General features: G+C 40.3%; 14 protein-coding genes. 8 read left to right on the top strand and 6 right to left on the bottom strand.

Annotated features, from left to right (window positions below):
• On the bottom strand, window positions 1–582 hold the full coding sequence (gene rpoE, locus A9479_RS07355) for an RNA polymerase sigma factor RpoE (protein ID WP_010387792.1): 582 nt from the start codon (window positions 580–582) through the stop codon (window positions 1–3).
• A gap of 245 nt (window positions 583–827) precedes the next feature.
• Here rpoE and nadB point away from each other — a divergent pair, with 245 nt between their 5' ends.
• The gene (nadB, locus tag A9479_RS07360) at window positions 828–2,438 is read left to right on the top strand and encodes an L-aspartate oxidase (protein WP_013465638.1); all 1,611 of its coding nucleotides are present in this window, start codon (window positions 828–830) and stop codon (window positions 2,436–2,438) included.
• Here nadB and A9479_RS07365 read toward each other — a convergent pair.
• Complete coding sequence (locus tag A9479_RS07365; protein WP_064663061.1) at window positions 2,413–2,769, bottom strand: hypothetical protein; 357 nt, start codon at window positions 2,767–2,769, stop codon at window positions 2,413–2,415. The genes nadB and A9479_RS07365 overlap by 26 nt on opposite strands.
• A 55-nt stretch (window positions 2,770–2,824) precedes the next feature.
• Window positions 2,825–3,076: a succinate dehydrogenase assembly factor 2 gene (locus A9479_RS07370; protein WP_013465640.1), complete on the bottom strand. Its 252-nt coding sequence runs from the start codon at window positions 3,074–3,076 to the stop codon at window positions 2,825–2,827.
• A gap of 151 nt (window positions 3,077–3,227) precedes the next feature.
• On the opposite strand from A9479_RS07370, the gene A9479_RS07375 reads away from it, so the two are divergent.
• A complete protein-coding gene (locus A9479_RS07375) occupies window positions 3,228–4,139 on the top strand; it encodes a folate-binding protein YgfZ (RefSeq protein WP_013465642.1) in 912 nt (303 codons plus the stop codon).
• 11 nt (window positions 4,140–4,150) lie between these two features.
• Window positions 4,151–4,636, top strand: coding sequence for a peptidylprolyl isomerase (locus tag A9479_RS07380; protein ID WP_013465643.1), 486 nt, complete (start codon window positions 4,151–4,153; stop codon window positions 4,634–4,636).
• A gap of 41 nt (window positions 4,637–4,677) precedes the next feature.
• Here the strand turns inward: A9479_RS07380 and A9479_RS07385 are convergent, their stop codons facing one another.
• The 3 genes from A9479_RS07385 to A9479_RS07395 are packed head-to-tail and all read right to left on the bottom strand — an operon-like array spanning window position 4,678 to window position 6,370.
• On the bottom strand, window positions 4,678–5,163 hold the full coding sequence (locus A9479_RS07385) for a hypothetical protein (protein WP_013465644.1): 486 nt from the start codon (window positions 5,161–5,163) through the stop codon (window positions 4,678–4,680).
• Window positions 5,164–5,190: 27 nt separating this feature from the next.
• Complete coding sequence (locus A9479_RS07390; protein WP_064663076.1) at window positions 5,191–6,003, bottom strand: DUF481 domain-containing protein; 813 nt, start codon at window positions 6,001–6,003, stop codon at window positions 5,191–5,193.
• Window positions 6,004–6,049: 46 nt separating this feature from the next.
• A complete protein-coding gene (locus A9479_RS07395; RefSeq protein ID WP_013465646.1) occupies window positions 6,050–6,370 on the bottom strand; it encodes an HI1450 family dsDNA-mimic protein in 321 nt (106 codons plus the stop codon).
• A gap of 290 nt (window positions 6,371–6,660) precedes the next feature.
• Between A9479_RS07395 and A9479_RS07400 the strand changes: the two genes are divergently transcribed.
• The 5 genes from A9479_RS07400 to A9479_RS07420 all read left to right on the top strand — a co-directional run bounded on the left by A9479_RS07400 (window position 6,661) and on the right by A9479_RS07420 (window position 12,815).
• Window positions 6,661–7,452, top strand: coding sequence for a crotonase/enoyl-CoA hydratase family protein (locus A9479_RS07400; RefSeq protein WP_028833950.1), 792 nt, complete (start codon window positions 6,661–6,663; stop codon window positions 7,450–7,452).
• 83 nt (window positions 7,453–7,535) lie between these two features.
• Complete coding sequence (locus tag A9479_RS07405) at window positions 7,536–7,889, top strand: CidA/LrgA family protein (protein ID WP_013465649.1); 354 nt, start codon at window positions 7,536–7,538, stop codon at window positions 7,887–7,889.
• On the top strand, window positions 7,882–8,613 hold the full coding sequence (locus A9479_RS07410) for an LrgB family protein (RefSeq protein ID WP_028833949.1): 732 nt from the start codon (window positions 7,882–7,884) through the stop codon (window positions 8,611–8,613). Before A9479_RS07405 ends, A9479_RS07410 begins: the two co-directional genes overlap by 8 nt.
• A gap of 37 nt (window positions 8,614–8,650) precedes the next feature.
• Window positions 8,651–9,484 (top strand): mechanosensitive ion channel family protein, encoded by an 834-nt coding sequence (locus tag A9479_RS07415; RefSeq protein ID WP_064663062.1) that lies wholly within the window; start codon window positions 8,651–8,653, stop codon window positions 9,482–9,484.
• Window positions 9,485–9,560: 76 nt separating this feature from the next.
• Window positions 9,561–12,815 (top strand): winged helix-turn-helix domain-containing protein, encoded by a 3,255-nt coding sequence (locus A9479_RS07420; RefSeq protein WP_064663063.1) that lies wholly within the window; start codon window positions 9,561–9,563, stop codon window positions 12,813–12,815.
• Window positions 12,816–12,834 lie beyond the last annotated feature (19 nt).

Here is a 12,834-nt window from a genome sequence, read left to right on the forward strand (position 1 = left end):
CTAAGACTCGCCTATTAATGGGTTTAATTTGTTATCAATTGCTTCACGGGCACGAAAAATACGCGAACGCACCGTCCCGACTGGGCAATCCATCACCACGGCTATTTCTTCATAGCTCATCCCCTCAATTTCTCTAAGGGTAATCGCGGTTTTAAGATCTTCAGGCAAACTATCAATCGTATTAAAAATAACAGCGCGTACTTCTTCGCTTAATAGTAAATTTTCAGGTGATGCGTTTGAACGCATTGAATCAGCACCCTCATAAAACTCGGCATCGTCAGCGTCTATATCATTTGCTGGCGGTTTACGCCCTTGAGCCACTAAGTAATTTTTAGCACAATTAACGGCGATACGGTAAAGCCAAGTATAAAAAGCACTGTCACCACGAAAATTAGGAAGGGCACGATACGCTTTAATAAACGCCTCTTGTGCTACATCAGCAATGTCACCCTGATTTGATACATAACGTGAGATCAAACCGGCAATCTTGTTCTGATACTTCTTAACTAATAGGTTAAAGGCGTTTTTATCTCCCTGCTGAACCCTTTTCACTAACGCTAAATCTAATTCCTGCTCGCTCATTCGAGCCGGTACTCCTCTGATTGATTCTTGCTTATTATTCATAGTGTCGCCATTGTTCACACCTACTCTGACCCTTAGATGAATAAAAAGTTCTGCTTCATATTGTTTTTTTATAAAATAGCTAAAAAATTACGTATTTATACGCTAAAACCACTTCGTGGTAGTGCTACAAATATGGTACAACTATAAGTATTAAAAATAAATATTGCTCTATCTGAGCATTGTAACCGCAAAGTACCTCACAGATGAACCAAAATAAACATCACATTACCGATGTCGCTATTATTGGTAGCGGCGCAGCAGGCTTATCACTTGCTTTATCTTTGGCTAATTACTGTAACGTTACCGTAATTAGTAAAGGTGAATTAACCGAAGGTTCTACTCTTTATGCCCAAGGCGGAATTGCCGCTGTTTTTGATAAAAAAAATGACAGTATAGAGTCTCACGTTGAAGATACCTTAGACGCCGGTGGCGGTTTATGCGACAGAGAGGCGGTTCATTACACTGCCAGCAATGCTCATGACTGCCTGCAATGGCTGATTGACCAAGGCGTGCCTTTTGATATGGAGTTTGATAGCAAAGGTAAAGAGCGCTTTCATTTAACTCGTGAAGGTGGGCATAGCCACCGACGCATTTTGCATGCAGCCGATGCCACAGGCAAAGCTGTGCAAACAACCTTGATTAGCCAAGTTCAAGCGCATAGCAATATCACCTTGTTAGAGCATTACAACGCGATTGATTTAATTACCGATAAAAGTATCGGCAAAACGGGTTCACATGTTCATGGCATGTATGTGTGGAATAAAAAAGCCAAAAAAGTAGAAACAATTGGCGCAAAATTTGTTGCCCTAGCAACGGGTGGCGCAAGTAAAGTATACCTTTATACCTCTAACCCTGATGTTTCTAGCGGTGATGGTATTGCCATGGCATGGCGTGCAGGGTGTCGCGTTGCTAATATGGAATTTAATCAATTTCATCCAACCAGTCTTTATCACCCTGAGTTGCAAAACTTTTTAATTACCGAAGCAATGCGTGGTGAGGGAGCCTATTTAAAACGCCCAGATGGCACGCGATTCATGAAAGAGTTTGATGAGCGAGAAGAACTCGCCCCGCGCGACATAGTCGCGCGCGCTATCGATTTTGAAATGAAGCGCCTTGGTGCAAATTGCTTATATTTAGATATTAGCCACAAAGACAAAGATTTTATTATTGAACACTTCCCAACGATTTACGCCAAATGTTTAAGCGTAGGGCTTGATATCACCAAGGAGGCAATTCCTGTTGTCCCTGCTGCGCATTATACCTGTGGCGGCGTTATGACCGACTTTAATGGCAAAACCGACTTAGCTAATTTATACGCTGTGGGTGAAGTGGCTTACACTGGGCTGCACGGTGCTAACCGTATGGCAAGTAACTCATTATTAGAGTGCATTGTATTTGCCCATGCAGCAGCAAAAGACATTTTGAGTAAAATAGAGACCGCTCCTGCACTGGTTGAGTTACCTAGTTGGGATGAAAGCCGCGTATCTAACTCAGATGAAGAAATCGTGATCACCCATAACTGGCATGAGCTGCGATTATTTATGTGGGACTATGTTGGGATTGTGCGCTCAACCAAACGACTTGAACGCGCGCTTCATCGTGTTGAACTATTACAGCAAGAAATCCACGATTACTACGCGAACTTTAGAGTGAGTAATAACTTACTTGAGTTACGTAACTTAGTTCAAGTAGCCGAGCTTATAATTAGAAGTGCTATGGAACGTAAAGAAAGTCGCGGACTGCACTTTACCATTGACTACCCAGAGCAAAACGAAAATCCAACGCCGACTATTTTGACTCCAAAGCGCAATTAATTGCCGCAAGTGTTGCGCGTTTTAAACGCGCGTAGCTTTGCTCATCAACACTATTGGCTGAGATAATCAGCCAATAGTTTTCACTAAAGCCATTAATATACAACCACACACTGCGACCAAGTAATCGGCTTTGCTTACCAATAACCCCTTGAATTAGAAGCTTTTCATTCTCAAAACGAAATTGATTTGGCTCTAATAATATAACGCCCTGCTCTGGCTGAGTAGCCACGATTTTTCGCCAAACGATAATGCCAGCAACGATATTAAGCGCAATGCAAAAAAGAGTTGCCAAAATAGAAGTGGTAAATAAGCATAATATTAAAGTTAGCACACAAAAAAAGACCACAATCTGTTTGTGGTCTGTCTGATTATTTGTGACGGTAAACCTATACACGAACTCGGTCTAAAATTAGCTCAACCATACTGTTTAGCTCAACGTCTTTACATTTTTCATGGCCCATAAACCAAGCAAATAAATCTGGGTCTTCTTGTGTTAATAAGCGCTGAAAAGTCGCCTGCTGTTTAGCATCTAACGAGTCATAAGCTTCTTCAACAAACGGCATAAACAAAACATCTAGTTCTAACATGCCACGGCGGCAAGCCCAACGGATACGTGCTTTACTATGTATTTCAACCATTTTAAACCTCATATTTAATTAATTCGAGTTTAACAAATGCGCGTTAATTTAACAGCACTAAATTATAAAAAACAACGCTTGTTGGTGGCTGTACCATCGGCTTTAACTACGTTATTATGTGATTTCATTTGTTATTGCAAAGAAGGTGTTTATGTCTCTGGTTTATGCATGTCCTTTATCACATCAGGTTATTAGCCTCTCAGGCACAGATAAATTATCTTACCTACACGGACAAATCACTCAAGATCTCAATAAAATCAACAACAACAACTTTTTGTGGACAGGTCACTGTAGCGCAAAAGGTAAGCTGTGGGGTGTATTTAAGCTATTTTCTTACCAGCAAAACTATTATTTAACCGGATCAAGTGCTGAAGTAGAACGCTCACTGGCTGAGTTAAAAAAATACGCTGTATTTGCAAAAGTTGAAATTAATAAAGCCCCAGAGCGATTAATTGGTTTATTAGGTGATGGCCTAACTGATTTGCTTACGCAACTTGATATTCACTTTAGTGACGATGCCACAGCATGCGACTTTGCTAACGGCAAAGCCCTTAAACTTGCGCCAAACCGCGTTTTACTTATGGTTGATAGCCAATTTTGCTTACCTGATGAAGTATCTACCCTCGACAACGACGCTATGTGGCAACAGGCCTCACTACTAGCTGGTGAGCCTCAGTTAAGCGTTGATGCAATTGATGAATATGTGCCGCAAATGGTTAACCTTCAAGCCATCAATGGCATCAGTTTTAAAAAGGGTTGCTACACCGGCCAAGAAACCGTCGCACGTATGAAATACTTAGGTAAAAATAAACGTGCCATGTATATCGTTACAGGGCAAAGTGAAGGATTGCTCGATGCACCCGATATCGAAACCCAGTTAGGTGAAAACTGGCGCCGCGCGGGCAAACTTATTGCGCAAAGCTTTAATGAAAAAACACACACTTTAACTGGCTTAGTTGTGTTGCCAAACGATACTGACACCGCTCAGGTTCTTCGTGCAAAACATACCCCTTCGGTAGAGCTAAACATTCTGCCTCTACCTTACTCTCTTGAAGATGAATAATAGGAATGACTATGATCGTTGCAGCAAATAAAGTGGTAAAAATGCATTACTCTGTACTAGATAATGACGGCAATACCATTGATAACTCATTTGGCGGTGAGCCATTAATTTTTATCGTTGGTACGGGTTACCTGATCTCAGGACTTGAAAACGCGCTGCAAGGCAAACAAGCTGGCGATACACTAAGTGTAAAAGTTGAACCTGAAGAAGGTTACGGTGAGCGTCATGATCACCTCATGCAAGCAGTGCCAAAATCAATGTTTGAAGGCATGGACATTGAAGTGGGCATGCAATTTCGTGCAACCACCGATGACGGCGACCAGTCAGTCATGATCATCGATATTCAAGACGAAGAAGTGATTGTTGATGGTAACAACCCACTCGCTGGTATTACGCTCAATTTTGATGTAGAGATTTTAGAAGTACGCGATGCAACGGCTGAAGAGCTTGAGCATGGCCATGTACATGGTGAAGGCGGTTGTGGTCACGATCACTAAACCCTAACCCAGTAATAAAAAAAGCGCCTCAGGCGCTTTTTTTATAGCATATTATTATGCGTACGTAATTTAACTTGAGGCTCTGCTGCAGGTGCTTCGCCAGGGGTTATTTTATCTTCAAGCGCAGCAACTAATCCTGCTTGGTCATTAGTCCCTAAGCGGTATTGGCTGCCATCTTTAAGCGTTAATTGCACGGCACTAAAGCCTGATACTGAATAAATCCAACCATCATGTGTAATGCGAATACCAATACCGTGACGGTATGAGTTTTGTACTGCTTTTACGTCAACTATGTCCTCTAGTGCTAATTTTTGACCCGCAACGCCTGGACCAAATGCCCAGCTAATATGGGCTTCATCAACTTTAATGGTTAAACCATGAAATAAAAAACCCACCAGCAATAAAATACCTGCAAATACCATTAACGGCACATCGGCACCCATTAAATTCCATGCAAGTGCAACAAAACCACCTATCCATGCCAATACTACAAATATAAATACCGCATACTGCTTATGCTGATACATAACACTCTCAATTAAAAAGTTAAAAAATTAAAAACTGTATACTAACGTTGCGCTGAGCTCTGAATCATATTTAAGCTTATCTTCTTCAGGCTTAGAGTTATAACGGTACATATAAGCAAACTTGAGCGATACAGCCCCAACCACTTGGCTAATTAAGGCGGTTTCTGACTTTAACCGTGAGTTAAGCCCAGATAAAGACTGCTCTATACTAATGTCTTGATTAAATCGGGTGCGCTTAGATACTAATCGCTCCCATTGCATGGCAATACGTAACAAGTAACCCATTTTGTCTTTATCGTCTTCGCTTATTGTTGACTCATCATCAGCAACGGAGCGATATAAACCAGGGCCAATATCTATATCTACTTTGTTTTTAACCCCTTGATAAATACGTGCACCATAGCCGGTTGCCACCGTACTTTTAAAATCAAGACCGCTAAATTCATCCTCTTCATAATCGCCATAAATAAAGAAAGACGAATTTTTAACACCAACTTTATAGTTACCCTGCGCAGAAACAAACACGCGATTAGCCGTAACATCAGACTGGCCCGTTTCTTCATTTTCGTCACGTTTGTATAAGGAATCTATTTTGAATTGATTACGCCAGTTTTCAAAATCTTGGTAAAGATTACCTTTGAGTTTAAAACTGGTTGAGTTGGTATTACCTCTACTTAAAATAAAACCAAACTCGGTATCACCATAAAGTACTTCGCCTTTGTGTAGCTCATGAATTTCTTCATCAGAGAGCTCCCCATATTGATGAAAATCTTCAAAGGGATCCACTGCCCAGCTGTAGGAGCTAAATAATAAAAGCAGTAATACAACGTACTTTCGCAAAATACATTCTCTTGCAAATGGTAATAATGAAAAGGGGCCGAAAAAGTTATTCACTTTCTTTCCATAAAATATGGCAAAAAGGCGCGTCTTTATCACGGCTAATTAAAATTTTCGCAAATAAGACGTCTTCGTTATCAAACTCAAGGCCTACTAATACTTGAATAAAATGCTCAGGCTCTATTTCTAGTGCAACAAAATCTTGCCACTGTTCATCGGGCTCATCTTCTTCAATAAAGCCAAGTTCTTCACGATGCAGGTTAAATTCTTCAACATCTTTATCACTCAGGTTGTTGGGAGCCAGCTCCAAAAAAATATCATAAGCTTGATGGGTTGCTTCTTCTACCGTAAATAAACGTGGACCTGACATGAGTGGTTAACCTCTGAGCTTTTAAGTTGGCGCCATAATATCAAAAGTTATTAGTGTTTTGATAAAAAAAACACGTTAAATACTGACTTTTTTGCTTTTACCTAATACTTATAGATATTAATGGATTGGTTAGCATTAGGGTCTGTTGACTTTTAAAGATTAAATTTGCCTTGAAAGATAACAGACCGCAATTGCATTAAAAAATTCACTTTGTTTTTTATTCATCTTCACCCACTTTACTTAGCACAAATAAAAACATAAGCTCAAGTAACAGGTCAGAGGAGTGCAAGATGATAAAACTAGAAAAAAAACAGGGCATTGCCACCGTCACATTAAATCGAGTAGAAAAACAAAATGCCTTAAGCTTTACTATGTTTATTGAGCTTAACAAGGTGATTAAAAATATTAAAAAAGATGCCAATATTCGTGCGGTTGTATTAACCGGTGAAGGCGAACACTTTTGTGCAGGGCTTGATATTAACGCGGTTATGGCCTCGCCAATAAATATTATAAAACTCCTATTTAAATGGCTTCCTGGTAATCAAAATTTAGCGCAAAAAGTAGTACTTGGTTGGCAATCATTGAGTGTGCCTGTTATTGCAAAAATAAACGGAAATTGCCTTGGGGGTGGATTGCAAATAGCACTGGGTGCCGATTACCGGATTGTTCACCACGATGCCAAACTCGCCATTATGGAAGCGCGCTGGGGGTTATGCCCAGATATGGGCGCTAATGTTATGCTTTCAGGCTTAGTAAAACGCGACCAAGCGCTTTGGTTAGCAAGTCACGCAAATCCAATAAACGCACAACATGCTTTTGAACTAGGTTTAGTAACCAAAACAACCGACGATACAGATAAAGCAACTAAAGAGATGCTTGATACACTGCTAGCGCGCTCACCTGACACATTAGCCGCAATAAAGCGTGTAACTCAACAAAGCTATAAAGCCCCTGCTCGAAAAATACTCGCTAAAGAAACATGGAGCCAAATTCGCTTACTGATCAACCCTAATACTAAAAAAGCCATTGCTAAAGCTAAAGGGAAAGCTGATATTGAGTTTACAAACGCCAAGCGCTGGTAACATTGATGGTAATACTAAGGCACAATGCATAAAACAGCGTTATTTGTTAAAGTTAGGCTCTTCTATTCTAGTGAGCCAAATTAATGAAATACCTACTAAGTAGCGCTATTATTTTACTGTGCTTGGCAACAAGCAAATTCATTATGCATCTTCTTGATGCGAGTTTCCCTGCTCCTCTACTCGCCATGGTTTTGCTGCTAACGTTACTGTTATTAGGCATAGTTAAAGAACATCAACTCGCCCCCTGCGCATCACCTATTTTGAATGTAATGCCTATTTTCTTTATTCCTGCAGGCGTCGGTTTTATAGAACATTTAGGGCTAATTAAATCACATTGGCCTTTCTTAACTGCGGTCATCTTATTAGTCCCACTCAGTAGTTTAATTTTAGTGGCAAGCCTAGTGGGCTATTTTAAAGGCAGAGCTAATAATGACTAACTTAACCACCAGCATAACCCCCAGCCTATGGTGGTTAACCGTGCCATTTATTATTATTCTCTTTATTGCACTAAGAGCGGTTAATCTTAAAATAAATCAGACTATTTTAAAGTCATTAACCAACCCTGTTTTTTTAAGCATTGGCATTATTGCCCTACTGTTAGTCAACCTTAAATTACCCTATTCACAATTTGCCTCACATAGTCAGTTACTAAGTTGGCTATTAGAGCCGGCCATTGTTGCTTTAGCCTTGCCGCTTTATCAGCAATTTATGCACGTACGTAAAAACTTACTATTAATTGTCGCTACTTGCAGTATAGGTATTGTTAACGCCACACTAGTGGCTTTTGTATTAAGTATTTTATTTGCTGTGCCCTCACAATTGAGCGCCTCTGTTGCGGCACTCAGTGTAACAACCCCTATCACACTGCTGGTTACTGACTCATTAGGAGGAATTAGCTCACTTGCCGCTGCCATGGTTATTTTTATTGGTTTATTGGGGGCTTTGTTTGGCTTTATATTGCTCAAATTAGTTAAGATTTATAACTTTGAGGCACAAGGAATTGCAATCGGTACCGCGTGCCATGCAATTGGTACGGCGGCAGCTATTGCCGAACACCCAAAAATAGGCGCATTTTCATCAGTGGCTATGGCACTCAGTGCATTATTAACCGCAGTGATAGTACCACTATTATATCCTATTTTAGTTAACACTTTGTTATAGTAAGCGGATAACAGTATCGCTAAAAATAGAGCCCAGCATGATCAGTTCCGAAATTCAGCAATTTGAAAAGTACTACGCCCTACTTACCGAGTATTTAGTTACCTACAGTATGCAAATAGTGGGCGCTATTTTTATTCTACTCGTTGGCCTGTGGGTCGCTAAAAAGCTCGCCGAAGTTGTCGCAAACTTAATGACCCGCCACAACATTGATATCACCCTGACTAATTTTGTCAGTAATGTTGTAAAAGTACTGCTGATCATTATGGTGATCATTATTGCGCTTGGTAAAATTGGCATTAGTGTGACCCCATTTGTAGCTGCAATAGGTGCCGCCTCATTAGGCGCAGGCTTAGCGTTACAAGGTATGCTTTCTAATTATGGCGCGGGGCTTGCCATTATTGCTACGCGGCCATTTGTGGTTGGCGATACCATAGAAGTAAAAGGCGTTAGTGGCCAAGTAAAAGTAATTGAGCTGGGGCACACCATATTAATTAATGAAGAAAAAGTAGAAATAACCATTCCTAACAAACATATTGTTGGCGAAATTCTGCATAACTCATTTAATTATTCACTGGTAAAAGGTGAAATAGACATAGCCTACAGTGCCTGTAGTGATACTGCGATAAGCCTTATTGAAAACGTATTAGTCAATCACGAACTCGTAGCTAAACACCCTAATGCACAAATTGGCATAGAACGTTTTGCCAATAGCGGAGTCACTATTAGTTATCGTTATTGGGTGCCCACCACTAAAATTATTGAAACTAAACTCGCTATAAACGGCGGTGTGTATAAAGCGATTAACGATGCCAATATTGAAATTCCGTTTCCACAACGCATTGTTACGCTTAATAAAAGCGACCTAAAATAAATAAAAACCTTAATATGATTTTAAATCATATTAAATTAATTAAGCGTGCTTACAAATAAAATAATAACGAGTCCTTATGCATCAATCACCTTTTTATTTAGGCGACTGGCAGGTAACGCCTGCCAGCAATTGTATACAATGTGCTGAAAAAGTAACGCAATTAGAACCTAAAGCAATGGATGTATTATTATATCTGTGCTTACAAAAAGGCGATATGGTCACCAGTGACGATTTACTCAATCAGTGCTGGCAAAACATTGAAGTAGGCGATAACCCACTGCATAAAACCATCACACAACTGCGAAAAGCATTGGGTGATAAGGCAAGCTCCCCGCTATACATAGAAACCATTCGTAAACGCGGCTACCGTATTATTGCAAAACTTGAGTTTCCATTTGCAGAAGATACATCAAGCCCTGTAAACACGTGGCAAGGCGGTTCTCCTTTTTTAGGCTTAAGTGCGTATAACCCAACCGATACTCATTTATTTTTTGGTCGTAACCAAGCCATCACCACCTTACTCGAAAACGTATCAAACCAAGTAAAATCTGGCCGTGCTTTTTGCTTAATACTTGGCCCAAGTGGTACGGGTAAATCGTCGTTAGTCAATGCGGGTATTTTACCAAAGCTACTTGATGAGCGCGGTTATGATGGTATTGGCGTTGTTTCATACACTCAGCTCGACTTTGCAGATGTGCATCAAACTAGGCTCTATTTAGATTTAGCCTCAGCCATGCTTGATTGGGATATAGACCAACAACCCGTATTTGAAGGATTAAGCTCGCAAACACTGGCGCAGCAATTAGAGCACACAATTGACGAAGTGATAAACACGTTACAAACTGCAATCAGTAAGGCAAATACAAAACTAAACACACCGCAGTTTTTTTTGTTTATAGACCGCTTAGAGGTGCTGCTTTCATCGCCACTATTTAGTCCCAACACCCGAAGTCATTTTTTATCGATTATTGAACGTTTAGCCACCTCTAAAGCGGTGATCGTATTTAGTGCGTGTCGTAACGACTTTTACCCTTTAGTGGTAGAGCAACCCAGCCTTATGGCCGCAAAAGCGAATGGCGCCCATTATGATTTAACCCCTCCCAACCGCCAGGAACTACAACAAATTATTCGCTTGCCGGCATTAACCGCTAATTTAACGTTCTCACACGACCCGCAAACCAAAACTCCGCTGGATGAAATACTGTGTGCAGATACCGCCAACAATCCTGATGCCCTGCCCATGTTGCAATACACACTGCAAGAGCTGTATTTACAGCGCAGTGAAAATAATGAGTTATTGCACAGCGTGTATGAAAAACTCGGCGGTATTGAAGGCGCCATTGGTAAAAAGGCAGAAGATGTTTTTATTGGGCTGAGCGCAAAACAACAACAACAACTAAAAAGCGTATTATCGCAGTTAGTGACGCTAAACCCAGATGGTAAAACCATTACTAGCCGTGCGGCCCGCTTACAAGCATTAACCAACACCAGCCAAAAAGAGCTTGTACAAGCCATGGTCGACAGCCGCTTATTTGTATCGCACTTACAAAACCAAGAAGCCTGCTTTAGCCTTGCCCACGAGGCATTATTACGCCAATGGCCACGTGCTAAACAGTGGATAAACGATCATAAAGATGCCCTTGCTATTAAAAGCCGTTTGCACCACCACACGCAACAGTGGCTTAATGAACATAAAAGTAGCGCTTACCTATTAGCACCGGGTAAACCATTGCAAGAAGCGCTCACGTTATTAAACGACAATATATTCAAACTAGACAATGACGAACGCGCCCTTATAAATAACTCTCTCAAAAATAGTAAAACAAAAACAATAATAAAACGCGGCACGATTGCACTGCTTTGCTTACTTACCTGTGTTGCCCTATTCATGAGCTTCACTAGTTTTCAAGCGCAGCAACTTGCACAGCAAAAGCGCCAAGAGGCCGAAAGCCTACTTGGCTTTATGGTCGGTGACTTTGCCGATAAACTGCGCAGCGTTAAGCGTATGGACTTACTTGATGGCATTAGTAATAAAGCACTTGAGTATTTTACCAATCAAGTCGAGGAGCCAAGTTCACTATTTAACTTTAGCAGTCAACAAGCCGAGTTTAAAAGTCGCTTTCAGTACGCACAAACCCTCGAAGCCATGGGCGAAGTGGCCTATTCTCGCGGTAAAACCATTGAGGCCTTCACTGCCTTTGAAAACGCCCGCATTCGCCTTGAAGAACTATTAAAAATACAACCAGATAATTTAGAGCTATTAACGCTTGCCGGTGCCAATGCCTTTTGGCTCGGTCAGCTTCATTATGATAAAAGTGATTACGCTGCCACTGAGCCATTATTTAAAAAGTACCATACTTATAGCAAAACAATGTATTCATTAGCACCCAATGACTTTAACTCCATTATGGAGTTGTCGTATTCACATAATTCATTGGGGTCTTTGTATTTAAAGCAATTTAACTACACTGGCGCGAAACAACGCTTTACAGAGTCGCTCGCCCTTAAAAATGAAGCCCTTGAGCTTAAACCCAATAACAAAAATTTATTGCGCGATAAAGCAGACACCATTAGTTGGCTTGCAAAAACTGAAGAAAGGCTTGGTAACTTTAATGCCGCATTAACCATGTATGAAAATGCATCTAATGAGTTAAAAAGTTTATTAATTGAATATCCAGATGATGCCAGTTTATCAAGCAGTTTAGCTTATACTTATATTCAACAAAGCTACCTTTTGAGCTACCTGCCAAATAAACAACCAGCCTACAAAAAAGCACAGCAAGCCACAAAAACAGTTAATACCGCACGATTGCAAGATCCAAAAAGTAAAGACATTCAACATTCTTATTATCGTTTTTTAGCCCACCAGCTAATGCTTTCACCTAATAAAAACATTGATAACCGAGTTAAGGATATTATTAACTTTTTGAAAGTGCAGGACTTTAAAAATAACTTTGCAATTAATACTCAATTGATCCTTATACAGTACTTTATTGATAGACAGTCACCACTTAAAGCATATGAGTTTTTAACAGCCCTTGAAAATGATACAAGCTACCAACAGTACATAGCTAATAAAGCAAAGAGTGGTGATAATGTAGACTTTACGAATATAAATTTACTTAAAGCTAAATTAGCTGAAAATACCGTACAGCGAGAGCAATTTTGCTTAAATGCGCTTAAAGCCATTGCTGAAACAGTAAAAATAAACCAAAGCGTTCACGTAACGCACCCGCTGTTACAGGCATACACCTGCTTAAATAGAGCAAACGAAATCCCCAAAATAAAAGCAAGTCTAGTTAAATTAGGCATTACTCACTTTAAACTATAACCACGAATACAAAAGGAAA

The organism is Pseudoalteromonas sp. MQS005, from assembly GCF_001661605.1.
Classification (GTDB): Bacteria; Pseudomonadota; Gammaproteobacteria; order Enterobacterales; family Alteromonadaceae; genus Pseudoalteromonas; species Pseudoalteromonas tetraodonis.